This is a genomic window from Streptomyces sp. NPDC030838 (genome assembly GCF_055572035.1).
The window spans coordinates 43,108-64,971 of sequence record NZ_JBVIED010000021.1 but is presented as its reverse complement, the minus strand read 5'-3'; the positions used below and the strand labels follow the sequence as shown (position 1 = coordinate 64,971).

At 73.2% G+C, this 21,864-nt stretch carries 26 protein-coding genes; 14 read left to right on the top strand and 12 right to left on the bottom strand.

The genetic code is table 11. The features are described 5' to 3' along the window. Positions 1–60: 60 nt before the first annotated feature. The 3 genes from ACZ42A_RS37340 (at position 61) to ACZ42A_RS37330 (ending at position 3,584) form a co-directional block, all read left to right on the top strand. Positions 61–1,020, top strand: a complete 960-nt coding sequence (locus tag ACZ42A_RS37340; RefSeq protein WP_468531814.1) for a DUF8017 domain-containing protein — start codon at positions 61–63, stop codon at positions 1,018–1,020. A gap of 92 nt (positions 1,021–1,112) precedes the next feature. Then, positions 1,113–2,144: a DUF8017 domain-containing protein gene (locus ACZ42A_RS37335; RefSeq protein ID WP_468531813.1), complete on the top strand. Its 1,032-nt coding sequence runs from the start codon at positions 1,113–1,115 to the stop codon at positions 2,142–2,144. Between the two features lie 108 nt (positions 2,145–2,252). After that, a complete protein-coding gene (locus ACZ42A_RS37330) occupies positions 2,253–3,584 on the top strand; it encodes an MFS transporter (protein ID WP_468531812.1) in 1,332 nt (443 codons plus the stop codon). Here ACZ42A_RS37330 and ACZ42A_RS37325 read toward each other — a convergent pair. The 3 genes from ACZ42A_RS37325 to tuf all read right to left on the bottom strand — a co-directional run bounded on the left by ACZ42A_RS37325 (position 3,546) and on the right by tuf (position 6,199). Continuing rightward, a complete protein-coding gene (locus tag ACZ42A_RS37325) occupies positions 3,546–4,391 on the bottom strand; it encodes a spermidine synthase (RefSeq protein ID WP_468531811.1) in 846 nt (281 codons plus the stop codon). The two genes, ACZ42A_RS37330 and ACZ42A_RS37325, sit on opposite strands and share 39 nt — an antisense overlap. A gap of 97 nt (positions 4,392–4,488) precedes the next feature. Next, positions 4,489–4,665, bottom strand: a complete 177-nt coding sequence (locus tag ACZ42A_RS37320) for a hypothetical protein (protein ID WP_468531810.1) — start codon at positions 4,663–4,665, stop codon at positions 4,489–4,491. Positions 4,666–5,026: 361 nt separating this feature from the next. Continuing rightward, positions 5,027–6,199: an elongation factor Tu gene (gene tuf / locus ACZ42A_RS37315; RefSeq protein WP_468531809.1), complete on the bottom strand. Its 1,173-nt coding sequence runs from the start codon at positions 6,197–6,199 to the stop codon at positions 5,027–5,029. Between the two features lie 328 nt (positions 6,200–6,527). On the opposite strand from tuf, the gene ACZ42A_RS37310 reads away from it, so the two are divergent. Continuing rightward, positions 6,528–7,295: a TVP38/TMEM64 family protein gene (locus tag ACZ42A_RS37310; protein WP_468531808.1), complete on the top strand. Its 768-nt coding sequence runs from the start codon at positions 6,528–6,530 to the stop codon at positions 7,293–7,295. A gap of 4 nt (positions 7,296–7,299) precedes the next feature. Here ACZ42A_RS37310 and ACZ42A_RS37305 read toward each other — a convergent pair whose 3' ends face one another. Continuing rightward, a complete protein-coding gene (locus tag ACZ42A_RS37305) occupies positions 7,300–8,469 on the bottom strand; it encodes a thiolase family protein (protein WP_468531807.1) in 1,170 nt (389 codons plus the stop codon). Between the two features lie 171 nt (positions 8,470–8,640). Here ACZ42A_RS37305 and ACZ42A_RS37300 point away from each other — a divergent pair, with 171 nt between their 5' ends. Then, a complete protein-coding gene (locus tag ACZ42A_RS37300; RefSeq protein WP_468531806.1) occupies positions 8,641–9,111 on the top strand; it encodes a winged helix-turn-helix transcriptional regulator in 471 nt (156 codons plus the stop codon). Next, on the top strand, positions 9,108–9,581 hold the full coding sequence (locus ACZ42A_RS37295; protein WP_468531805.1) for a hypothetical protein: 474 nt from the start codon (positions 9,108–9,110) through the stop codon (positions 9,579–9,581). Before ACZ42A_RS37300 ends, ACZ42A_RS37295 begins: the two co-directional genes overlap by 4 nt. A 59-nt stretch (positions 9,582–9,640) precedes the next feature. On the opposite strand, the gene ACZ42A_RS37290 is transcribed toward ACZ42A_RS37295, so the two are convergent. Both ACZ42A_RS37290 and ACZ42A_RS37285 read right to left on the bottom strand, forming a co-directional pair. Beyond that, positions 9,641–9,859: a hypothetical protein gene (locus ACZ42A_RS37290; protein WP_468531804.1), complete on the bottom strand. Its 219-nt coding sequence runs from the start codon at positions 9,857–9,859 to the stop codon at positions 9,641–9,643. Further along, positions 9,852–10,502, bottom strand: coding sequence for an AzlC family ABC transporter permease (locus ACZ42A_RS37285; protein WP_468531803.1), 651 nt, complete (start codon positions 10,500–10,502; stop codon positions 9,852–9,854). Before ACZ42A_RS37285 ends, ACZ42A_RS37290 begins: the two co-directional genes overlap by 8 nt. A gap of 13 nt (positions 10,503–10,515) precedes the next feature. Between ACZ42A_RS37285 and ACZ42A_RS37280 the strand changes: the two genes are divergently transcribed. Further along, the gene (locus tag ACZ42A_RS37280; protein ID WP_468531802.1) at positions 10,516–10,767 is read left to right on the top strand and encodes an Lrp/AsnC ligand binding domain-containing protein; all 252 of its coding nucleotides are present in this window, start codon (positions 10,516–10,518) and stop codon (positions 10,765–10,767) included. Positions 10,768–10,770: 3 nt separating this feature from the next. Here the strand turns inward: ACZ42A_RS37280 and ACZ42A_RS37275 are convergent, their stop codons facing one another. From ACZ42A_RS37275 to ACZ42A_RS37265, 3 genes are read right to left on the bottom strand one after another with little or no spacing between them, the layout of a single operon-like run. Then, positions 10,771–11,502 carry a cupin domain-containing protein gene (locus ACZ42A_RS37275; protein WP_468531801.1) on the bottom strand — a complete coding sequence of 244 codons (732 nt, stop codon included), beginning with the start codon at positions 11,500–11,502 and terminating at the stop codon, positions 10,771–10,773. Continuing rightward, complete coding sequence (locus ACZ42A_RS37270; RefSeq protein WP_468531800.1) at positions 11,496–12,428, bottom strand: DUF6807 domain-containing protein; 933 nt, start codon at positions 12,426–12,428, stop codon at positions 11,496–11,498. The genes ACZ42A_RS37275 and ACZ42A_RS37270 overlap by 7 nt, the downstream gene beginning before the upstream one ends. Then, positions 12,425–13,594 carry a Gfo/Idh/MocA family protein gene (locus ACZ42A_RS37265; RefSeq protein WP_468531799.1) on the bottom strand — a complete coding sequence of 390 codons (1,170 nt, stop codon included), beginning with the start codon at positions 13,592–13,594 and terminating at the stop codon, positions 12,425–12,427. Before ACZ42A_RS37265 ends, ACZ42A_RS37270 begins: the two co-directional genes overlap by 4 nt. A 298-nt stretch (positions 13,595–13,892) precedes the next feature. Here ACZ42A_RS37265 and ACZ42A_RS37260 point away from each other — a divergent pair, with 298 nt between their 5' ends. The 3 genes from ACZ42A_RS37260 (at position 13,893) to ACZ42A_RS37250 (ending at position 15,624) form a co-directional block, all read left to right on the top strand. Beyond that, a complete protein-coding gene (locus tag ACZ42A_RS37260) occupies positions 13,893–14,768 on the top strand; it encodes an undecaprenyl-diphosphate phosphatase (protein ID WP_468531798.1) in 876 nt (291 codons plus the stop codon). Between the two features lie 99 nt (positions 14,769–14,867). Next, positions 14,868–15,047: a hypothetical protein gene (locus ACZ42A_RS37255; RefSeq protein WP_468531797.1), complete on the top strand. Its 180-nt coding sequence runs from the start codon at positions 14,868–14,870 to the stop codon at positions 15,045–15,047. A 7-nt stretch (positions 15,048–15,054) separates the two neighbouring features. Then, positions 15,055–15,624 carry a chloramphenicol phosphotransferase CPT family protein gene (locus ACZ42A_RS37250; protein WP_468531796.1) on the top strand — a complete coding sequence of 190 codons (570 nt, stop codon included), beginning with the start codon at positions 15,055–15,057 and terminating at the stop codon, positions 15,622–15,624. Positions 15,625–15,636: 12 nt separating this feature from the next. On the opposite strand, the gene ACZ42A_RS37245 is transcribed toward ACZ42A_RS37250, so the two are convergent. Next, positions 15,637–16,242 (bottom strand): DUF4291 domain-containing protein, encoded by a 606-nt coding sequence (locus ACZ42A_RS37245; RefSeq protein ID WP_468531795.1) that lies wholly within the window; start codon positions 16,240–16,242, stop codon positions 15,637–15,639. A 98-nt stretch (positions 16,243–16,340) separates the two neighbouring features. Here ACZ42A_RS37245 and ACZ42A_RS37240 point away from each other — a divergent pair, with 98 nt between their 5' ends. Next, on the top strand, positions 16,341–16,826 hold the full coding sequence (locus ACZ42A_RS37240) for a nuclear transport factor 2 family protein (protein WP_468531794.1): 486 nt from the start codon (positions 16,341–16,343) through the stop codon (positions 16,824–16,826). Positions 16,827–16,893: 67 nt separating this feature from the next. Next, positions 16,894–18,465 (top strand): apolipoprotein N-acyltransferase, encoded by a 1,572-nt coding sequence (gene lnt / locus ACZ42A_RS37235; protein WP_468531793.1) that lies wholly within the window; start codon positions 16,894–16,896, stop codon positions 18,463–18,465. Here the strand turns inward: lnt and ACZ42A_RS37230 are convergent. Continuing rightward, positions 18,377–19,294 carry a Gfo/Idh/MocA family protein gene (locus tag ACZ42A_RS37230; RefSeq protein WP_468531792.1) on the bottom strand — a complete coding sequence of 306 codons (918 nt, stop codon included), beginning with the start codon at positions 19,292–19,294 and terminating at the stop codon, positions 18,377–18,379. The two genes, lnt and ACZ42A_RS37230, sit on opposite strands and share 89 nt — an antisense overlap. 10 nt (positions 19,295–19,304) lie before the next feature. Then, positions 19,305–20,486 carry an FAD-dependent monooxygenase gene (locus ACZ42A_RS37225; protein WP_468531791.1) on the bottom strand — a complete coding sequence of 394 codons (1,182 nt, stop codon included), beginning with the start codon at positions 20,484–20,486 and terminating at the stop codon, positions 19,305–19,307. 104 nt (positions 20,487–20,590) lie between these two features. On the opposite strand from ACZ42A_RS37225, the gene ACZ42A_RS37220 reads away from it, so the two are divergent. Both ACZ42A_RS37220 and ACZ42A_RS37215 read left to right on the top strand, forming a co-directional pair. Further along, positions 20,591–21,196, top strand: coding sequence for a TetR/AcrR family transcriptional regulator (locus ACZ42A_RS37220; protein ID WP_468531790.1), 606 nt, complete (start codon positions 20,591–20,593; stop codon positions 21,194–21,196). 173 nt (positions 21,197–21,369) lie between these two features. Beyond that, positions 21,370–21,852 carry a hypothetical protein gene (locus tag ACZ42A_RS37215; RefSeq protein WP_468531789.1) on the top strand — a complete coding sequence of 161 codons (483 nt, stop codon included), beginning with the start codon at positions 21,370–21,372 and terminating at the stop codon, positions 21,850–21,852. The last annotated feature ends 12 nt before the right edge of the window (positions 21,853–21,864 follow it).

Genomic DNA, 21,864 nt, shown 5'->3' with positions numbered 1-21,864 from the left:
CCACTGGCCAGACCCTTCACCGGCCCGACCGGTGTGATGATCGCCGTATCCTTGCGGCCCATGTGGCATGGAGAGCAGCCGCCGACGAGCGGACCACAGAGCCCGCAGGGGAACCCGTACCGGCAGCCCGGCTATCAGCAGCCCAACCCTTATGCCCAGCAGGGGCCGGCACCCTGGGACGCCCCCACGCTCCCCGCCCCGCCGCGGGGCGACGGCGGGCACGGCGGGCGCGATGGGGGCGATGGGCGGCGGACGAGGGCGGTCGCGATCGGCGCGGCGGCGGCCGTCGTGGTCGCCGCGGCCGTGACCGGGGCCGTGCTGCTCGGCGGTGACGGCGAGGAGACGCCCTCTCCGGCCCCCGGCACGTCCTCGGCCGCCCCGTCCGCGACCGGCGGCGCGCGCACCGGGGACGGCCCGAAGCCGACCGTCGCGGGCTGGAAGGTCGTGGTCAACCCGGATCTCGGCATCGCCTTCGACGTCCCCGCCGACTGGGCGCTCCAGTCCCCGGACTGGGTCAGCTACGTCGCCGACGAGGACGATCCGCAGGACAGGCCGCTGGTCGCGATGAAGGCGCCGGCCGTGCTGAAGGAGAAGTGGTGCTCGTCCGACGACGACCGGGACGGCACCGTCGACGACACCTCGCTGGCGAGCGCGGGCACCCGCGGCAACAACGGGGCCCGCACCACCGCGGAGGCCGCCCGCGCGGACTCCGCGAACTGGGTCTACGGCCTCTACGCCCAGCCGGACCGACAGAAGGTCACCACGGGTCCGGTCTCCTCGTTCACCACCGCCTCCGGCCTCACCGGCAGCCTCGTCACCTCGTCCTCCACCGGGGTCGAACGCCGCGGCAAGTGCGACTCGGACGGCAAGGCCACCACCTTCGCCTTCGAGAACCCGGACGGTGACGTGGTGTCATGGTCGTTCACGGGCGCGGACGGAGTGCGCGACGAGGTCCCGGACGCCACCGTGCGGGACATCGCCCGCACGGTGCGGCTGTACACCGTGCCGTCGGAGTCCTGAACCCACGTCCTGAACATGCGTACGGTTTCGCTACCGCCCTGACGAGGGGTGGTGACCGAATCGTGTCGTGAACACCACTAGGGTTACGGCTCATGTGGCCAGGACAGCAGCAGCCCGGGGGCGAGCAGAACCCGCAGGGGCAGAACAACCCGTACCAGCAGCCGGGGTACCAGCAGCCGAATCCTTACCAGCAGCCCGGCTACCAGCAGCCCAACCCGTATGCGCAGCAGCAACCGCAGTGGGGCACCCCCGCCCCCGTGGGCGCTCCGCAGCCGCCGACGAGCGGCGGCGGCAGCGGCGGCGGCAACCGGACGAAGCTGGTCGCAATCGCGGCGGCCACGGCCGTGGTGATCGCGGCCGGTGTGACCGGGTTCCTGGTCCTCGGCGGTGACAAGGACGACGAGGCCGGCGGCGGCTCCAAGCCGAAGACCAGCCAGTCGCCCACGCCGACCGCGGAACCCACCGCCACGTCCTCCGGCACCGACGACAATCCGCGTGACGGCGAGGCCGAGAAGCCGACCATCGCGGGCTGGAAGGTCGTCGTCAACCCCAAGTGGGGCGTCGCGTTCGACGTGCCGGCCGACTGGGAGGTGCAGAACCCGGGCATGCTCATCGCGTTCGAGGAGGAGAACGCGGACGAGCTGAAGCCGCTCGTCACCATGACCGGCACCGCCGTCTACCAGTCCAAGTGGTGCACGTCGGACTCCAACAAGGACGGCCGCACCGAGGACACCTCGCTCGCCGCGGTGGGCACGAAGGGCGCCGACGGCGCCAAGAACACCGACGAGGTGGCGATCAACACCGTCGCCTGGTGGGTCTACGGCGGATACACCCAGCCGGACAAGAAGAGCATGGTCTTCGAGGAGAAGGCCGAGCCCTTCACGACGGCCTCCGGCATCGAGGGCAGCATCGCCTGGGCCGAGTCGAAGAACTCGCCCCAGAAGGGCAAGAGCAAGTGCGCCACCGACGGCAAGGCGATGACGTTCGGCTTCCAGAACTCCGCGGGCAACTACGTGTCGTGGAACTTCTTCGGCGCCAAGGGCGTGAAGAAGGAGGTCCCGAAGGAGACGATCCTGAAGATCGCCAAGACGGTCCGTCTGCACGGTGAACCGACGGAGAGCTGACCGACGCCCACGCACAGTCCGTGCGGCGCAGGCGGAGAGCCGACCTGCGCCGACAGGCGGCGGCAAACCGGTTTGGCAAGTCGGGCCCCGGCCGGTGATAGTCAGCCGGTGAACTCCGCCGCCGATCCCGCCGCCCCCGGGCGCCGCCCGCGCAGACCCGCCTGGGCGGGCCGCAACTACAGCCTGCTGACCGCCGCCGCGGTCGTCACCCACCTCGGCAGCCACGGTGCGCTGATCGCCGCCGCGTTCGCCGTGCTCGACGCCGGGGGCGACGGCGGCGACGTGGGCCTGGTCGCCGCCGCGCGCACCTTGCCGCTGGTGCTCTTCCTGCTGATCGGCGGCGCGCTCGCGGACCGGCTGCCGCGGCACCGGGTGATGGTCGCGGCGAATGTCCTCAACTGTGTGTCGCAGGGCCTGTTCGCCCTCCTGGTGCTCACCGGCGAGCCGCAGTTGTGGCAGATGATGCTGCTGACCGCGTTGAACGGCACCGGCCAGGCGTTCTTCAGCCCGGCCGCCGAGGGCATGCTGCTGTCCTCCGTGCAGGGCGAGCAGGCGGGCCGGGCGTTCGCGGTGTTCCGGATGGCGATGCAGGGCGCGGCCCTCGGCGGCGCTGCCCTCGGTGGTGCGATGGTCGCCGCGATCGGACCGGGCTGGGTGCTCGCGGCGGACGCCGCGGCCTTCGCGGTCGCCGCCGGGCTGCGCTCCTTCCTCGACGTCAGCGGAGTCCCGCCGCGCGAGCCCGGCGGCGGGATGCTCGCCGATCTGCGCGAGGGCTGGCGGGAGGTCGCCGGACGGCCCTGGCTGTGGGGCATCGTCGTGCAGTTCTCCCTCGCCAACGCGGTGGTCGGCGCCGCCGACGCGGTCTACGGCCCGCTGGTCGCCCGCGACCACCTCGGCGGCCCGGCACCCTGGGGTCTGGCCCTCGGCTTCTTCGGGGCGGGCACGGTCGTCGGCGCGCTGCTGATGACCCGCTGGAAGCCGCGCCGGCTGCTGTTCGTGGGCACGTTGTGCGTCTTCCCGCTGGCCCTGCCGTCCGCGGCGCTCGCCGTGCCGGTGCCGGTGGGGGCGCTCTGCGCGGTGATGTTCGTGACCGGGGTGACGCTGGAGGTGTTCGGCGTCTCCTGGATGACCGCCCTGCACCAGGAGATACCGGAGGACAAGCTCTCCCGGGTCTCGGCCTACGACTGGTTCGGCTCGGTGGCACTGATGCCGCTGGCGACGGCGCTGGCCGGCCCCGCGGAGCAGGCGTTCGGGCGAACCCCGGCGCTGTGGGGGTGCGCGACGCTGATCGTGGTGGTCACGGCGGCGGTGCTGTGCGTGCCGGACGTGCGCAATCTGCGGCGCCGGACCAAGGAGGTCGCGCTGGCGGTCACACCCGTCGGGCCCGGCGCCGACAGCGGGTCAGCCGATGCCGAACGCCCCGTCGGGGGGCTCGGGTGACGGGACGGCGTCCTCGTCCCGGACGGGCCGGGCGTCGCCGATGAACGCCCGCAGCGAGGAACCGTGCTCGACCCGGGCGGGGAAGACGTCGGCGGCGGTGAGCCGGGTCAGCGCGGCGATGTCGACCGGGCGGTGGGCGGCGACGAGCACGGCGTTGCCGAAGCGGCGGCCGCGCAGCACGGCCGGTTCGGCGATCAGCGCCGGCTCCTCGAAGACCGCGCCGAAGGTGGCCAGTTGGGAGCGGAGGAAGGCGAAGGGCGCGGCGTCGGCGAGGTTCGCCAGATAGACGCCGCCCGCGCGCAGCACCCGCTCGGCCTCGCGGGCGTAGGCGAGCGAGGTCAGATGCGCGGGCACCCGTGAGCCGCCGAAGACGTCGGCGACGATGACGTCCGCGCTGTCGTCGTCGGCGTCCGCCAGCCAGGCCCGCGCGTCCGCCGCGTGCAACGCGATCCCGGCGTCGGCCGGGAGCGGCAGGTGCTCGACGACCAGGTCGAGCAGCGCCCGGTCGGCCTCGACGACGTCCTGCCGGGAGCCGGGCCGGGTCGCCGCCACATAGCGCGGCAGCGTCAGCGCCCCGCCCCCGAGGTGCAGCACGTCCAGCGCCCGCCCCGGCTCGGCGACGGTGTCCAGCACATGCCCCAGCCGCCGGGCGTACTCGAACTCCAGATGCGTCGGCTCGTCGAGGTCGACATACGACTGCGGCGCCCCGTCCACGGTGAGCAGCCAGGCCCGCTCCCGGTCCACGTCGGGCATCAGCTTGGCGGTTCCGTGATCGACGGACCGGCTGACGGGTATGGGCTCGTTCACGGCTCCATTGTGCCGGTGGCGGGACGGTCCCCGCCCCCGACCAGCCCGCCCCCAACCAGCCCGGCCACGCCCAGCCCGGCCCCGCCCAGCCCTCTGGTCAGGCGGCCTCCTCCGGCGCGTGCGCCTGCTGCCCGTTCACCTTCTTGGACACCCAGCCCTTCGAGAGTCCCAGACGCTCCGCCATCACCTCGACCGGCACCCCCAGACGGTGTGCCGCGCGCAGCGCCGCGTTCCGTCGTCGCTGCCACCGAGCGGCCGCCTGCCTGCTCGCCACCGTCCGTTCCATCACGACGGCCGCCTCGAGCAGTGCCCGGCCTGCCGCCCCTTGGACCCCGCGCCCCATGTCGCCCCCTGTCCTGGCTGTGCTGCCCCGCCTGTACACCACGGTCGGGGATGCCCAAAGCCCTCACAAGGGCGCAGATCAGGCGCACAAGGGGAAGCCGGGCGACCCGGAGGTCAGTGACCCCACACCTCCGCGACCGGCTCCGCGTGCGCCGGTGCCTGGGCACACCCCGCCCGGGCGGCCGCCGCACGGACGGCGGGGTCCACGGGGTTGCGGCCGAAAGCCCGCGAGGGCCCCCAACCGGCAGGCGGGGCCCGCCTCACGGCTCTTCGCCGAGGCGGGCCCCACCCGTTCAGCCGACCGTCGTCACCGTGCCCGCGCCGACCGTGCGCCCGCCCTCGCGGATCGCGAAGCCGAGGCCCGGCTCCAGCGGCACCTCACGGCCCAGTTCGACCGTCATGGTGACGGTGTCGCCGGGGCGGGCGACCGCCGTCCCGCCGAGGTCGACGGCGCCGACCACGTCCGCCGTGCGGATGTAGAACTGCGGTCGGTACCCGGTCGACACCGGTGTCGTACGGCCGCCCTCGCGGGCCGACAGCACGTAGACCTGAGCCGTGAAGCGGCGGCTCGGCGTGACGCTGCCGGGCGCGGCGACGATGTGCCCGCGCCGGACCGCGTCGCGCGGTACGCCGCGCAGCAGCAGGGCCACGTTGTCCCCGGCCTGCGCCTCCTCCATCGGCTTGCCGAAGGTCTCCAGGCCGGTGACGACGGACTCGACCTCCGCGCCCAGTACCTCGACCCGGTCGCCCAGGCGGACCGTGCCCCGCTCGACGGCGCCGGTGACGACGGTGCCGCGGCCGGTGATGGTCAGCACGTTCTCCACCGGCAGCAGGAACGGCGCGTCCAGGTACCGCTCCGGCATGGGCACATAGGTGTCCACCGCGTCGAGCAGCGCCTCGATGGACGCCGTCCACCGCGGGTCGCCCTCGAGCGCCCGCAACCCGGACACCCGGACGACCGGCACCGAGTCACCCGCGTACCCGTGCTGGGTGAGCAGGTCGCGCACCTCCAGTTCGACGAGGTCGACGAGCTCCTCGTCACCGGCGCCGTCCGCCTTGTTGAGCGCGACGACGATGTGGTCGACGCCCACCTGCCGGGCGAGCAGCACGTGCTCGGCGGTCTGCGGCATGATCCCGTCGAGCGCGGAGACGACGAGGATCGCCCCGTCGAGCTGCGCCGCGCCGGTGACCATGTTCTTGACGTAGTCGGCGTGGCCCGGCATGTCCACGTGCGCGTAGTGCCGGGTGTCGGTCTCGTACTCGACGTGCGCGATGTTGATGGTGATGCCCCGCGCGGCCTCCTCCGGGGCGCGGTCGATGCGGTCGAACGGCACGAACGTGCCGGTGCCGCGCTCGGCGAGGACCTTGGTGATGGCGGCGGTCAGGGTGGTCTTGCCGTGGTCGACATGGCCCATGGTGCCGATGTTGAGATGCGGTTTGGTGCGGACGTACGCCGTCTTGGACATGGCGGTACCTCGAAGTCTCTGCGAAGAGGACTCTCCGCGGCGGGAGAGGGGGACCCCAAGGACGTGCCGACCCTCCCCCTGCGGGGTCCGCCGGACGATCCGGAGAGGGTCAGCTTCGGGCGCCGTCGACGGCGGCCAGGAAGACGGGCACGGCAGCCTTCGGCGCATCCGCGACTGCGGATGCTGCGACGAGGAAGGCGTACCGGAACATGACGCAGATCATTGCCGACGCGTTGTCCCACGTCGAATGGTTTTCGGCGGTGCCGGGCCGGACGACGGACGCGGGCGGTTACGGCGATCACACACGTTCGTCGGTTAATGTCACCGAATGCTCGATGCCACCACCCGCTCTGGGGGCACCGCCACGGCCACTCCCCTGGCCGCCGCCTCGGACCTCGCCATCGCGGCACCCGCACCCGTCGGCTTCCCGGCGCGCTGCGCGCGTGTACTGCTGTCGCCCTGGTCCCGTTTCGCGCTGCTGGTCGCGCTGCTCGTGGGGGCCGCGACCTGTGTGCTGCTGTTCGAGCCGCAGCGGCTGCTGGCGCACGGCTGGCCGCCGCAGCTGAGCGGTGCCGCGGCGGCGCTGCTGTTCGCGGTGGCGTACGGCCTGTGCACGGTGGCGTTCGTGCCCCGGCCGCTGCTGAACCTGGCGGCGGGCGCGCTGTTCGGCTCGCAGCTCGGGCTCGGCGCGGCGGTGGCGGGCACGGTGCTCGGCGCGGGGCTCGCCTTCGGGCTCGGCCGGGTGCTGGGGCAGGACGCGTTGCGTCCGCTGCTGCGGGGCCGGGTCCTGACGGCCGTGGACGGGCAGCTGAGCCGGCACGGCTTCCGCTCCATGCTGGCGGTGCGGCTGTTCCCGGGGGTGCCGTTCTCGGCGGCGAACTACTGCGCCGCGGTCTCCCGGATGGGCTGGCTGCCGTTCCTGCTCGCGACGGCGCTCGGTGCGGTCCCGAACACCGCCGCGTACGTCGTGGCCGGCGCCCGCGCCTCGACGCCGACGTCGCCGGCCTTCCTGATCGCGATGGCCTGTATCGCCGTACCGGCGCTGGCCGGTGCGGTGGTGGCCTGGCGCAAGCGCCACCACCTGCGGGGCCGCTGAGTCGTCAGACCCCTTCGAGGATCATCGCGTTGGCGAGGCCGCCCGCCTCGCACATGGTCTGCAGGGCGTAGCGGGCGCCGCGGGCGCGCATCGCGTGCACGAGCGTGGTGGTCAGCCGGGTGCCGCTGGCACCGAGCGGATGGCCGAGGGCGATGGCCCCGCCGTGCACGTTGACCTTGGCCGGGTCGGCGCCGGTCTCCTGCTGCCAGGCCAGCACCACGCTGGCGAACGCCTCGTTCACCTCGAACAGGTCGATGTCGTCCAGGGTCAGGTTCGCCCTGCGCAGCACCTTCTCGGTGGCCGGGATGACGCCGGTGAGCATCAGCAGCGGGTCGGAGCCGGTGACGGCGAAACTGTGCAGCCGGGCGAGCGGGCGCAGGCCGAGGCGGGCGGCGGTCTCGCTCGTCGTGACGAGCACGGCGGAGGCGCCGTCGTTGATGGGGCTGGCGTTGCCCGCGGTGACGTTCCACTCGATCTGCGGGAACCGTTCGGCGAAGCCGGGGTCGTGGTAGGCGGGCTTGAGGCCGGCCAGGATCTCGGGCGTGCTGGACGGCCGTACGCACTCGTCGCGCGCGACCCCGTCCAGGGGCGCCACCTCCGCGTCGAACAGGCCCTGTTCCCAGGCGGCGGCCGCCTTGCGGTGCGAGGAGACGGCGAACGCGTCCATCTGCTCGCGGGTGATCGACCACTTGGCCCCGATCAGCTCGGCGCTGATGCCCTGGGGGACGAGGCCTTCGGGGTAGCGCTCGGCGACGCCGGGGCCGAAGGGGTCCTTGCCGGGCGGCACGTTGGACCACATCGGCACCCGGCTCATGGACTCCACACCGCAGGCGACGACGAGGTCGTACGCGCCGGACAGCACGCCCTGGGCCGCGAAGTGCACGGCCTGCTGGGAGGAGCCGCACTGGCGGTCCACGGTGGTCGCGGGGACCGACTCGGGGAAGCCCGCCGACAGCACGGCGTAGCGGGTGGTGTTCATGGCCTGCTCGCCGACCTGGTCGACGGTGCCGCCGATGACGTCGTCGATCCGCGCGGGGTCGACGCCGGAGCGCTCGACGAGGGTGCGCAGGGTGTGGGCGAGGAGTTCGACGGGGTGGACGTGCGCGAGGGAGCCGTTGGGCTTGCCCTTGCCAATGGGGGTGCGTACGGCTTCGACGATGACTGCGTCGCGCATGCTGCGGGCCTCCTTGGCCGCCGTGGCGAGGACCGGCGGGCGCGCCGGTCGTCCCACCAGCTCGATTACCAGTGACTCGATTGCCAGTGACTCGATTACTAGCGAGTAGGAAATCCAAACTCACCATAGCCGCATGAGTTGGAAAATCAAACCCTCCCCTAGACTGCCCTCATGGCCGTCCGCAAAGACCCGCGCCCCTGCTCGATCGCCGACGCCCTGACGCTCGTCGGCGAGAAGTACTCCCTGCTCGTCGTACGGGAGGTGTGTCTCGGCAACGGCCGCTTCGACCAGCTGGTGCGCAACATCGGCGCCCCGCGCGACATCCTGGCCGCCCGGCTGCGCCGGCTCGTCGACGCCGGGATCCTCACCAAGCGGGCCTACAGCGAACGCCCGCAGCGCTTCGAGTACCGGCCCACCCAGGCGGGCCTGGAGCTGGTCCCGGTGCTGCTGACACTGATGGAGTGGGGCAACCGCCATCTGCGCCCCGAGGGCGACCGGCCGATGGTCAACGAGCACCGCTGCGGCCACGAACTGGTGCCGGTGGTCACCTGCCAGGCCTGCGGCGAGGCCGTCCACCACCACGACCTGACGCCCCATCCGCAGTCCCCGGGCTGGACGGTGGCGGGCCCGACGGCGGCGTGACGGCATCCCGGATGGGCATCGAGATCGCTTTCTTCCTCGCCCCGGACGACGCGACCGCCGCGGCGACGCGCACCACCGGTCCCGGGCCCGCGTTCGACTCGCTGAGCTGCGGCGACTTCTACCCCGACGACGCCGTCCTCGACTGGGAGGCGCACTTCGACGCCCGGGCCGAGGGCGGCCTGCCCCCGCTGGACCGGCCCCCCGCACGCGCGTGGCCCCGTTACGTGGCGCCGATCGTCAACGACGGCACGGGCGTGTTCGCCGTCCCCGAGAAGCTGACGCGTGCGCTCGCCGCCGCCACCCCCGACGCCCTGGACGCCTGCGCCGCGCACTGGACCGAACGGATGCGGCTCACGGACGGGGAAGACCTGCCGGACGATCCACGGACGGTCGTGGAGGGCGTGGCCCGGCTCGCGGCGACCGCCGAAGGCAGCGGCGGCGCCCTGCGCCTGTACTGCTGGCACTACTGACCGAAACCGCCGGCACTACTGACCGAAACTCCCGGCACCGCTGACCGAGACCGCCGGCCCTACTGACCGAAAACGGTGCTGGCCAGCACCACATGCACCGCCGTCCCGCCGAAGATGCTCAGCAGCGCGTTGCGCCGCCGCAGGTGCAGGCCGACGGTGACGGCCAGGGCCGCCGACGGGGCGACCGCGCGGGATTCGGCCAGGGGCAGGGCGCGCAGGGCCCAGGTGACGGCGGCGGTGACGAGGATCGCGGCGACGGCGTAGCGGATGTCAGGCATGGCTCGGGTTCGGCTTCCGGTCGGTCGTGAGTCGCTGGGCCAGCAGTCCGGCGGTGAACAGGCCGAAGGCCGCGAGGAGCAGCTGATCGGGGAAGAGAAGGCGGGCGGCCAGGGCGCTGAGGAGGGCGAGCACGGGGGTCGGCAGGTCGTCGGGCCGCTGCCGGACGGCGTCCAGCGCGAGCACCGTGAACAGCGCGGTCAGGGCGAAGTCCAGGCCGGTGACACCGTCCGGGACGAGCGAGCCGAGCAGGGCTCCGACGGTGGCGCCGCCGGCCCAGTACAGGTGCAGCAGAAGCTGGACCCAGAGCACGCGCCGCCCGGTCCAGGACCGGGCCCGCTCCCCCGCGGTCAGGGCGTAGGCCTCGTCGCAGAGGGCGAAGGTGCTGTACGCCTTGGCGAGGCGGCCGGACACCCGGTGCAGGGGGAAGGAGAGCGCGTAGAAGACGTGCCGGAGGTTCACCAGGAAAGCGGCCACGGCGATCGCCGTGAGCGGGGCGGCGGCGGTGACCATGCCGATGAGCAGGAACTCGAACGATCCGCCGAAGACGACCGCGGCGGACAGGCCCGCCCACCACCAGTCGAGTCCGGACTGGACGGCGAGCGCGCCGAAGGCGATGCCGAGCGGCACGAATCCCAGGCCCACGGCGGCGGAATCCGTGAAGGCGGCCCGCACGTCAGGGGATATTCACGACCGCGACACGTTCCTCGACTTCGAGCGCACGGTGGCCTCCTACGAGGAGGTCGTCGAGTTCCGCCGGATGTACGGCCGCCCCGACTACTTCATCCGCGTCGCCGTCGCCGACCACGCCGCCTACGAGGCCTTCCTGGTCGAGAAGCTCAGCGGCATCTCCTGTGTGCTGCGGATCGACTCCCACCTGACCATGAAGAAGATCAAGGCCGCTCCATGACGCTCAAGGCCGGTCCGTGGCCCCTTGCCGGTAGACGTCCAGCCGCCCGCACATCCCGAACCGCCCCCGCGCGAAGGGCTGTTCCGCCTGTACGGCGGCCTCGGCGAGGTGAGTGACGTCGCCCTGTTCGAGCCGGTCGAGCTGGTCCCCCGTGGCCGCGGCGGCGGCCGCCGCACCGCCCTGCCAGCGGACCCGCCACTCGGCGAGCCGGGGCCGGACCAGCGCGGCGGCGGCCCGGTGGAAGGCGGCCAGCGCCTCGGGCCCGTCCGCGCGCAGCGCCCGGTACCCCTCCAGCGCCAGGTCGCGCCGGGCGCGGGCGATCCGCTCCTGCTCCGCCTCCGGCGCGTCCGCCGGGATCGCCGTCGCGGCGGCGTACGTCTCCGGGTCGGCCAGGTAGCGCGGGGGCAGCGTGAGCACCGCGTCCCCGGCTTCGGGCAGTCCGCTGTTCTGCATGAGGACGGTGATGCGCAGATCGCCCTCGTTGACGAGCCGGTGGATGGTGCCCGGTGTGAACCAGGCGACCGTCCCGGGCGCGAGCGGCGTGACCTCGTACCCGGAGGCCGTGAGCGTCTGCACGGCCCCGCGCCCGCCGGTGACGACGTACCCCTCCGAGCAGACCAGGTGCAGGTGGGGCGTCCCGCCGCAGACCCCGTCCACGGCCGGCCAGTCGTACACCGACAGGCCGGAGACGGCGACCCCGCCGGGCAGCCCCTGGAAGACGCCGGTGCTCACCACGGGTGTGCCTCCAGGTACTTGGCGATCTCCTCCCGCTCCCACGCGCCGTCGGCCACCACGACCCGGTAGCGGCGGGTGAGGGTGTCGCCGGGCGCCAGTTCCAGTTCGTCGAAGAACGCCCACGACGGCGCGACGGCCGCGAACGGCTCGTTGCGGACGAACCAGTGGGCGGGGTGGGCTCCGTGCGTCCCCGCGTGGTCGTTCTCCGGCGCGTGCGCGAAGACCAGCGTGGCGTGGCCGTCCACACCGTCGTGCTCACCGGAGTAGGCGAGCCAGGGCGCCTGCTCGCCCATCATGCCGGGCCCCTCGCTCTCCGGGCCGGTGATGCGCCCCTCCCGGAAGGCGCGCGGGCCGCGCCAGAACAGGCCGGTGTAGCCCGCCATCTCGCGTCCGGCGGTGGTGGGGCTGCCGAACAGCAGCGGTTCGGCCCGCCGGTTGGTGATGGCGCTCGTCCAGGTCAGTGCCCAGGAACCGGCCGCCGGATCGACGTCGTGCACCTCGATTCGCCGCCGCTCCTCGGCCCACAGCTCCCCGCTGTACGGATGCCAGGTGAGCCGCTCGGCGATGACGACCCGGTCGCCGTCCGAGGCCACCTCGTCGAAGGCCACGTGCGCCATCGAGCCGACCCGCTCGGGCAGCGCCAGGTACCCCTCGCCGTGGACGTACGAGTTGCCGCCCCACAGGTTCGCCCCGGACAGGTGCGAGGCCGTCATCTGCAGGCCCTTGTGCCAGCGGTGGTCGTTGGGCCGGTAGTCGGTGACGACGGCGCCGGACAGGGTGCGCAGCGGGTGGAGATACGGCTTCGGGGCCTCCCAGGCCGCCTCGGGCCGGTAGACGTAGGCGAGCAGTTCGACACCGGTCTCCGGCTCGGTGACGGTGATGCGGTCGCCGTGCGTGTGCGTGTGCGTGATGCGCGGTCCGGTCATGCGGGCACCTCCTGACTGTCGGCGGATACGGCGGACTCCGCGACGCCGGGCGCCCAGCCGGGCGCGCCGCCGTGCAGCTCGGTGTAGTAGGGGTCGCCGGGGCCGATCTCGCCCCGCCGCACGGTGGTGTCCGTGAACGCCGACTTGTACAGCGCGGTGACCAGCTCCAGGCTCTTGCGTCCGTCCGGGCCGCTGCTGCGCGGCCGCTCCCCTGCACGCATGCCGGCGACCAGCTCGCGCAACTGGGCCAGGTGGGAGCTGGGCACGTCCGCCCCGAAGTCCCGCCAGGCGGCGGCCTCCGCCTCCGGCACGTCCGGCGCCGGGGTGATCCGCCAGGAGGCGTTGCTGTACCCGTACAGGTGGGTCAGTTCGATCGTGGCGCGCTCGCAGTCGACGCGGATCCGGCTGACCTCGTCGGGGCTGAGCACGCTGTTGACGACGGTGGCCAGCGCCCCGCTCTCGAACCGCACCAGGGCCGTGGAGACGTCCTCGGTCTCCACGTCGTGCACCAGTCGGCCGGCCATGGCCCGCACCTCGCTCCAGGGGCCGAGCACATCCAGCAGCAGGTCCATCTGGTGGATCCCGTGGCCCATCGCCGGGCCGCCGCCCTCGGACCGCCAGCGCCCGCGCCAGGGCACGGCGTAGTAGGCGGTGTCGCGGTACCAGGTGGTCTGGCAGTGCGCCACCAGCGGCCGCCCCAGGGCGCCCTCGGCGAGCAGCCGGCGGACATGGGCGGCGCCCGAACCGAAGCGGTGCTGGAAGACGATCGCGGCGTACGGGCCGCCGTCGGTGCCCTCCTCGGCCTCGATGGCGTCGAAGTCGGCGAGCGAGGGCACGGGCGGCTTCTCGCACCACACCCAGGCCCCGGCGCGCAGCGCGGCCACGGTCTGCTCGCGGTGCAGGGTGGGCGGGGTGCAGACGCAGACGAGGTCGGGGCGCTGCTCGCGGAGCATCCGGTCCAGGTCGGTGTACGCGTGCGGGATGCCGAATTCCGCGCAGAACGCCTCGACGGCGCCGGCGTCGATGTCGACCGCCGCGACCACCTCCGTCTCGCCCTCCTCGGCGAGCGCGGCGAGGGCGGGCAGATGCTGGCCGCGGGCGATGGCGCCGGTGCCGATGACGGCGGCGCGGAGGGGGCGGCCGGCGAGGGACGCGGACGTGGACATCAATCTGATCAGCACTCCTACGGGGTGGCGAGCCAGGTCAGCACCAGCGATAGCAAGCGCTTTCCCTCGCCTGGCAACGTAGGGGCCCGCACACCGGCCGGTCAACACCGCGAACCGATCACCGTCGATCTCGTTCGAAACCCCCTGTGTCGGGCTCGTCATCGCGGGGCGCTACGCTGCCCCTCGACACACCTGATCACCGCGCGCGTGGGCCTGGTGCGCCCGTCATCACCGCGCGCGGCGGCAAGGACGTGTCCGTCGTCCGTTCCACGATCGGCACTTGGACTCCGTAACTTCCATGTCTTGGTTCGAATCACTCATCCTCGGACTCGTCCAGGGGCTGACCGAGTTCCTCCCCGTGTCCTCCAGCGCGCATCTGCGGCTGACCGCGGCCTTCTCCGGCTGGGACGACCCGGGCGCCGCCTTCACGGCGATCACCCAGATCGGCACGGAGACCGCCGTGCTGATCTACTTCCGCCAGGACATCGGACGGATCCTCTCGGCGTGGTCCCGCTCGCTGTACGACAAGGCGTGGCGCAAGGACCACGACGCCCAGATGGGCTGGCTGGTGATCGTCGGCTCGATTCCGATCGGCGTGCTGGGCGTGACGCTCAAGGATCAGATCGAGGGGCCGTTCCGTGATCTGCGGATCACCGCGACCATGCTGATCGTGGTCGGCGTGATCATCGGCGTCGCCGACCGGCTGGCGGCCCGCGACGAGACGGGCGGCCGGCACCGCGCGGTGAAGGAGCGCAAGGGCCTGCAGGACCTCGGCGTGAAGGACGGCCTGATCTTCGGCCTCTGCCAGGCCGCCGCGCTGATCCCGGGCGTCTCCCGCTCCGGCGCGACGATCAGCGGCGGCCTGTTCATGGGCTACCAGCGCGAGGCCGCGGCCCGCTACTCCTTCCTGCTCGCCATCCCGGCGGTGCTCGCCTCCGGCCTGTTCGAGCTCAAGGACGCGATGGAAGGCGGCCATGTGTCCTGGGGGCCGACGATCTTCGCGACGATCATCGCGTTCGCGACCGGATATGCGGTCATCGCATGGTTCATGAAGTTCATCTCGACCAAGAGCTTCATGCCTTTTGTCTGGTATCGCGTGGCCCTCGGCATCATCCTCATCGCCCTCGTCACCTTCGGTGTCCTGAGCCCGCACGCGGCCGAATCGGCGCACTGACAGCGGGAGTTGGCGCGATTGCCGCTCGTGACCAACCCCATACGAATCGAGTAGCCGTGCGGTAGCGCAGTGTCAGTGCGACCGCCTAGGCTTGCCCGCATGTCCCCTGATTCCGGTGCCCCTGGTTCCGTGCGCTCTGCGGCCGAGGTGAACGAGCAGATCCGCGCGCTGTGGCTGCGCGCGGGCGGCACCCTGTCGGCGCAGGAGCGCGCGGAGTACGAACTGCTGGTGGTCGAGTGGGCCGCCGCCGTGCGGGGCGAGATCATCGAGGCGGCCTGAGCGGCGTATGCGGCATCTGACCGGCGTACCGCCGCGCCGCGGCCTCGTCATCCTCCTCAACGGCACGTCGAGTTCCGGCAAGTCGAGCATCGCGGCCGAGCTGCTGCGCCTCCTCGACGAGCCGTACTTCCACATGCCCGTGGACGCCTTCCACGCCATGCGCGCGCACGTCCCCGTCCCGCCGGACCGGCTCGACACCGTCCTGCACCGCACCTGGCAGGGGTACCACCGCGCGGTCGCCGGCATGGCCGCCGCCGGCAACGGCGTCGTGATGGATCATGTGCTGAGCGCCGAGTGGCGCCTGGCGGACTGCCTGTCCCTGTTCGTGCCCGAGGACGTCGTCTTCGTGGGTGTGCGCTGCCCCCGGGAGGAGCTGGAGCGCCGGGAGCGCGAGCGCGGGGACCGGCCGGCCGGTCTCGCCGCGCGTCAGCTGCGTCGGGTGCACGCCCACGGGGTGTACGACATCGAGGTCGACACCGGCGTCCACGACCCCGCCGAGTGCGCCCGCCGAATCAGGGACTTCCTGCCCGTACGCCCGACCCCGACCGCCTTCGAGAAGCTGCGCGGCACGCTCTGAACAGCGACACGGCTACGCCCGCAGGTGCGCCAGCACCTCCTCGTCGAGCGGATACGGCCGCTCCGTCGGCAGCAGGCCAGCCGCCCGGTCCAGCTGCCCCGCCCGCACCAGCCCGTGGATCTCCGTGGCGAGCGGAGTCACGTCCTCGATGCCGACGATCCACTCGTCCGCGTACCGGGCCGCCGCCTCCCCCGCGAGCCCCAGCTGGAGCGACCGGTGCGGCAGGGGCGTGAAGTGGAGGTCGCGCTCGGGGTCCCACTGGACACGCGCGGGCGCCTCCCGCAGCTGCCGCTTCCAGGCGGCCTGGTCGGCGTGGAGTTCGGGGACGTAGTGCGAGAGGCAGGCGTGGCGCAGCGCCCAGAGGAAGCCCTCGTGCGTGATCTCGACGGCGAGGACGGTCTCCTGGTTCTCCTTCGTGCCCCAGCCGCAGCGGTACATCATCCACAGGAACGACGGCTTGATCCAGGTCATGCGCTCGCGCTTCCAGGTGGCCGGGAAACGGCCGGTGCGGGCGGCGGCCCGCCCGATCCCGGGGTGGTAGGCCTGGTAGACGGTGAGCGTGGAGTCGGTATGGCGGGCGCGGACCCGGAATCGCGGTTCTTCGGCATGATCGTTCACGGGGTCCACCCTCACCTCCGCCACCCGCTCGGAGCCACCGAATATCGCGTCCCGCACGCCCTCTTGGCGGGACCGGTCCCGTGCCCAACACTGAGCCGATGACGCAGCGTGTGGAGCTCGCGACCGTGATGGACCGGCTGGCCGTGGACGGGCTGATCACCGACTACGCGGTGGCCCTGGACGACGGCGACTGGGAGGCGTACCGAGAACTGTTCACCCCGGACGGGCGCGCGGACTACCGCTCGGCCGGCGGGATCGAGGGCGAGGCACGGAGCGTCGCCGCGTGGCTCGCCGAGAGCCTGCGGGTGTTTCCCATGCGCCAGCATCTGATCGTCAACCGCCGGGTGCGGTTCGAGATCCTGGAGCGGGACACCGGCGACACGGCCCGGGTGCAGGCCGACTACGTCAATCCGATGGGCTTCGCCGCCGCCGACGGCGCCTCGGTGCCGCCCGACCTGGTGTGCGGCGGCCGGTACTCCTTCGGCCTGCTGCGGACCGACGACGGCTGGCGGCTGCGGGAGGTGATCGTGCGGGAGAAGTGGCGCCGTTCCCCCAAGGGCGCCGGGACGGCGGGGACCGGCTGAGCCGGCGCCCCCTGTACCGAGATCGTCCGCAGCGCGCACACTGGACCCACGGGTAGGGAGGCGCCGTATGAAGACGTTCGGCCACTGGCTCGTCTCGCCGTGGCGGCGCTCGGCCCTCGCCGTCGCTGCGGGCGCTCTGCCGATGTTCGCCTTCCCCGGCCCGTCCCTGTGGTGGTTCTCCTACGTGGCGCTGGTGCCGTGGATCCTGCTGGCCCGGGGGGCGCCGACCGGGCGGCGGGCGCTGTACGACGGCTGGTGGGGCGGGTTCGGCTTCGTGCTGGCCGTGCACCACTGGCTGCTGCCGAACCTGCATGTGTTCACGTTCGTCCTCGCGGCGCTGCTCGGCGCGCTCTGGGCGCCCTGGGGCTGGCTGGTGCGCCGTTTCCTGGGCGGCGCGCCCGGGCCGGGCCGGATCGCGGCCGGGCTGCTGGTGCTGCCCTCGGGCTGGCTGGCGGTGGAGCTGGTCCGCTCCTGGCAGGGGCTCGGCGGGCCCTGGGGCATGCTGGGCGCCGGCCAGTGGCAGGTGGAACCGGCGCTGCGACTGGCCTCGGTGGGCGGGGTGTGGCTGCTGAGCTTCCTGGTGGTGCTGGTCAACGTCGCCGTCGCCGCGCTGGTCGCGTTGCGCGCGGCACGGATACCCGCGCTGGCCGGTCTGCTGGCGACGGCTGCCGCCGCCTCGGCGGCCTGGTCCTGGTCGCCGCGCCCGGACGTGCGCGGCGAGGTGCGGGTGGCGGTCGTCCAGCCGGGGGTGATCGACCGCCCCGGCGAGCGGTTCGACCGTGCGGAGCAGCTGACCCGGCGGCTGGCCGGGCAGGAGCTGGACCTGATCGTCTGGGGCGAGAGCAGCATCGGCTTCGATCTACTCGCCCGGCCCGATCTGGCGAAGCGGGTCGCGGACCTGTCCCGCCTGACGGAGACGCCGGTCCTGGTCAACGTGGACGCCCGGCGCTCGGACCAGCCCGGCATCTACAAGAGCTCGGTCCTGGTCGGCCCCGGCGGCCTGACCGGTGACCGGTACGACAAGATGCGGCTGGTGCCGTTCGGCGAGTACGTCCCGGCGCGTTCGCTGCTCGGCTGGGCCACCTCGGTCGGGGAGGCGGCCGGCGAGGACCGGCGGCGCGGCTCCGAGCAGGTGGTGATGGACGTCGGGGGCGGCCTGCGGGTGGGCCCGATGGTGTGCTTCGAGTCGGCGTTCCCCGACATGAGCCGCAATCTCGTCGAGGCCGGTGCCGATGTGCTGATCGCCCAGTCGGCGACCTCCACCTTCCAGGAGAGCTGGGCGCCCGCACAGCACGCCTCGCTGGCCGCGCTGCGCGCCGCGGAGACCGGGCGCCCGATGGTGCACGCGACCCTGACCGGGATCTCCGCGGTCTACGGCCCCGAGGGACAGCGGATCGGCTCCTGGCTCGGCACGGAGGAGAGCACGGCCGAGGTGTACGAGGTGCCGCTGGCGGCGGGGACGACGCCGTACGTCCGGTTCGGCGACTGGCCGGTGTACGCGGCGCTGCTGGTGCTCGGCGGGTATCTGCTCGCCGAAGGGACGCGGGCCGTCAGGCGGCGGCCCCGCCGGAGCGCTCCAGAACCGCGTGTACCACCCGCTCGCACAGTTCGTGCGTCGCCAGCGCGTCCCGGGCGCTGAGCACCTTGCCCGCGCGGACGGCGTCGAGGAAGGCGAGGACGGTCTGTTCGATGCCGCGCTGACGGGCGACCGGCACCCAGTCGCCGCGCCGCCGCACGGTCGGCTGACCCTTGTGGTCGATCACCTCGGCGAGGTTGAGCACCTGCCGCTTGGTGTCCTGCCCGGAGACCTCGAGGATCTCCTCGTTGGAGCCGCTGAGCCGGTTCATCACGCCGAGCGCGGTGAAGCCGTCCCCGGCGAGCTGGAGCACGACGTGGTGGAGCAGCCCGTCCCGGACCCGGGCCCGCACGGTCACATCGTCGACCGGCCCCGGCACCAGGAACCGCAGGGTGTCCACGACGTGGATGAAGTCGTCGAGGATCATCGAACGCGGCTCTTCGGGCAGTCCGACCCGGTTCTTCTGCATCAGGATCAGCTCGCGCGGATGGTCCGCGCACTGCGCGTAGGCGGGCGCGTGCCGCCGGTTGAAGCCGACGGCCAGGCTCACGCCGCGTTCCTCGGCGAGCGCCACCAGCCGCTCGGAGTCGGCGAGTTCGTAGGCGAGCGGCTTGTCGACATACGTGGGTACGCCCGCCTCCAGCAGCCGGGTGACGATCTCCGGGTGGACGGCGGTGGGCGCGTGCACGAAGGCGGCGTCGAGGCCCTGGGCGAGCAGCGCGTCGAGGTCGGCGTGCCGCTGTGGCCCGGGCAGGTGCAGGCTGTCGGCGACCCGGGCGAGCGTCGCGGGCGTCCGGGTCTGGAGATGCAGCTCGACCCCGGGCAGGAACCCGAGCACCGGCAGATACGCCTTCTGCGCGATGTCCCCGAGTCCGATGCAGCCGACCTTCACGTGTGCTCCCCTACCGCTTGCCTGCGTCCGCCTCGACGGCAGCATACGGGGGCTGCGGAGGCCGCCAGTCGGCGATCCCGTCGAAGGAGCGCAGGAAGAGCGCGGGTCCGGCCTTCGAGACGGCGGCGATGGCCGTGTTCCGTACGGCGATACCGGCCCGGTTGCTCATCATGTTCAGCCGGGCGACCTTGACGGCCTGGCGCGCGATGGCCGTCGTACGCGGAAGGCGGGCCGCGGTGTAGGCGGGCAGGTCGTCCGCATGGTGCGCGAGGACGATCGCGTCCTCGACGGCCTGGTTGCCGCCCTGGCCGAGAGTGGGCGGCATGGCGTGCGCGGCGTCGCCGAGGAGGGCGACCCGGCCGCGGTGGTAGGCGGGCAGCGGCTCGGCGAGGTGGTGCACGTCGTGGCGGAGGACGTCCTCGGTGCGGGCGGCGGCGAGCACGGCGGGGATCGGGTCGTGCCAGTCGCCGTAGCGGCGCAGCAGTTCGGCCTTCTCGTCGGGGCGGCGCCGGCCCGCGGGGGTGACGGCTGCGGCGTACGCGTAGATCCGGCCGTCCTTGAGCGGGTGCGTGCCCCAGATGCGGCCCGGTCCCCAGGTCTCGTGCGAGGCGAACCGCACGCCGGGCACCGGGATCACCACCCGCCATGTGGTGAAGCCGGAGTAGACGGGCCCCGGGTGCTCCGGGAACAGGGTGCGGCGTACGGCGGAGTGGATGCCGTCGGCGGCCACCACGAGGTCGGCCTCCAGCTCGCCGTCGGGGGTGGTCACGCGGGCCGGGCGGCGGTCGTCGCCGGGGTCGGCGAGGGTCGCCTCGGCGGCCGTGCGGACGGTGCCCTCGGGGAGCAGCGCGGCCAGGTGGTCGATCAGGGTGGCGCGGTGCAGCAGCACCAGGGGGCCGCCGAAGCGCTGCTGGGCCGCGGCGGCGCTGGAGCGGGAGAGCCAGCGGCCGGACGGGGTGCGCAGTCCCCCGTCGCCCTGCCAGGCGGAGAGGGCGCGGATGGTGTCGCCGAGGCCGATGACGTCCAGGGCGCGCAGGGCGTTGGGGGCCAGCGAGATGGCCGCGCCGACGGGCTCCAGCGAGCGGGCCCGTTCCAGGACGGTGACCTGCCGGCCGCTGCGGCGCAGGGCGACGGCCGCGGTCAGGCCTCCGATGCCGCCGCCGATCACGACGGCACGCGCGGGCTGTGCCATGGCTCCTCCTCGTCACGACGGGGACTACGGCTGTAGTGCCGGGCTCGGCCCCCACCGTACTACAGCTGTAGTGCAGCGAGAAGCGGGACGGTAGGTTGATCTCCATGTCCGAAGGCACCACCAGCCGCGCTTCCCGCGCCGACCTCGTCGCCGACACCGCCCTCGCCCTGCTCGCCGAGCGCGGGATGCGCGGGCTGACCCACCGGGCGGTCGACGAGGCGGCCGGGCTTCCCCAGGGCTCCACCTCCAACCTGGCCCGCACCCGGCAGGCGCTGCTGGAGCTGGCCGTGCGGCGGCTCGCCGACCGGGAGGCGCGGGTGCTCGCGCTGCACGAGATGCCCGACCCCCGCGGCGGTCTCGACGCGCTGGTGGACGGGCTGGCCCTGGCGACCCACCGGGCGCTGACGGGCAACCGCGACCTGACCCTCGCCCGCTACGAACTCGCCCTGGAGGCGACCCGGCGCCCGGAGCTGCGGGCGTACTTCGACGCGACGGGCGCCCGTTTCCGCGACCAGCTCCACGCCCTCGTCACCGCACTGGGCTCGCCTCACCCCGACCGGCACGTCCTGTCCCTCGTCGCCTGGGCGGACGGGCTGATGTTCAGCTGCGTGGCCGGCTCGTTCAGCGCGCGGGTGCCGGACCTGGAGGAGGTGCGGGCGGGACTGCGGGAACTGCTGAACGGAATGCTGGACGGCGCCACGGGCGACTGAGACCTCTGGAGACGCCTGAGACGTCACCCCTGCGTGGCGCACTCACCCCGTACGGGGATGGACATCACCCGTACGGCGTAACGTCCGCTTGTCCGCCGTGCCCGCGGGAAGCCTGAGCCAGCATTGTTGCGCGGGTGCATCGAACGACGACGACCGCAACCCTCCTGGTCACCGTGGCTGTCGCGGCCCTCTCCGGCTGTACGGCGGTCCCGCGCCCGCCCGCGCCCGGGCCGTCGGCCGCGCCGTCCCCTCAGCCGTCCCCACCGCCGGCGCCGCGTCCCAGCGGGCGGGCCGAACCCCAGGTCGTGCAGGCGCCGGCCCTCGAAGCCCTGGAACTCGTCGGGCCCTCACGGCAGCCGGAACACTCCGCGCCGGAGCCGCAGCCCCCGACCACCGCCGCAGCCGCACCCGCCACCGAGCCCGCCTCACCCGCCACCCGGTCCCGCCCCGAGCCCCAGCGCCCGAAGCAGCAGGAACCCCGGCGTCCGAAGCCGCCCCGGACGCACGTCCCCGACGTCTCGGAGTCCGTCCGCGCGGACGTCGCGCAGAACGTCCCGCAGGGATCGGCGGACGTCTGCGCCCTCGGCAGGAAGTACGGCGGCTGGCGCGCCGGCAGCCCCGAAGCGAGGATCTGCGACGACACGTACGGCCGCTGATCCGGGAGTGTC

Coding starts and splice junctions, on each gene's coding strand:
- ACZ42A_RS37270 (WP_468531800.1), bottom strand. CDS start 12,428: ATGACCGGACCGCGCATCACGCACACGCACACGCACGGCGACCGCATC.
- ACZ42A_RS37220 (WP_468531790.1), top strand. CDS start 20,591: ATGTCCGAAGGCACCACCAGCCGCGCTTCCCGCGCCGACCTCGTCGCC.
- ACZ42A_RS37340 (WP_468531814.1), top strand. CDS start 61: ATGTGGCATGGAGAGCAGCCGCCGACGAGCGGACCACAGAGCCCGCAG.
- ACZ42A_RS37250 (WP_468531796.1), top strand. CDS start 15,055: ATGCGGCATCTGACCGGCGTACCGCCGCGCCGCGGCCTCGTCATCCTC.
- lnt (WP_468531793.1), top strand. CDS start 16,894: ATGAAGACGTTCGGCCACTGGCTCGTCTCGCCGTGGCGGCGCTCGGCC.
- ACZ42A_RS37335 (WP_468531813.1), top strand. CDS start 1,113: ATGTGGCCAGGACAGCAGCAGCCCGGGGGCGAGCAGAACCCGCAGGGG.
- ACZ42A_RS37300 (WP_468531806.1), top strand. CDS start 8,641: ATGGCCGTCCGCAAAGACCCGCGCCCCTGCTCGATCGCCGACGCCCTG.
- ACZ42A_RS37290 (WP_468531804.1), bottom strand. CDS start 9,859: ATGCCTGACATCCGCTACGCCGTCGCCGCGATCCTCGTCACCGCCGCC.
- tuf (WP_468531809.1), bottom strand. CDS start 6,199: ATGTCCAAGACGGCGTACGTCCGCACCAAACCGCATCTCAACATCGGC.
- ACZ42A_RS37260 (WP_468531798.1), top strand. CDS start 13,893: ATGTCTTGGTTCGAATCACTCATCCTCGGACTCGTCCAGGGGCTGACC.
- ACZ42A_RS37255 (WP_468531797.1), top strand. CDS start 14,868: ATGTCCCCTGATTCCGGTGCCCCTGGTTCCGTGCGCTCTGCGGCCGAG.
- ACZ42A_RS37310 (WP_468531808.1), top strand. CDS start 6,528: ATGCTCGATGCCACCACCCGCTCTGGGGGCACCGCCACGGCCACTCCC.
- ACZ42A_RS37240 (WP_468531794.1), top strand. CDS start 16,341: ATGACGCAGCGTGTGGAGCTCGCGACCGTGATGGACCGGCTGGCCGTG.
- ACZ42A_RS37305 (WP_468531807.1), bottom strand. CDS start 8,469: ATGCGCGACGCAGTCATCGTCGAAGCCGTACGCACCCCCATTGGCAAG.
- ACZ42A_RS37265 (WP_468531799.1), bottom strand. CDS start 13,594: ATGTCCACGTCCGCGTCCCTCGCCGGCCGCCCCCTCCGCGCCGCCGTC.
- ACZ42A_RS37225 (WP_468531791.1), bottom strand. CDS start 20,486: ATGGCACAGCCCGCGCGTGCCGTCGTGATCGGCGGCGGCATCGGAGGC.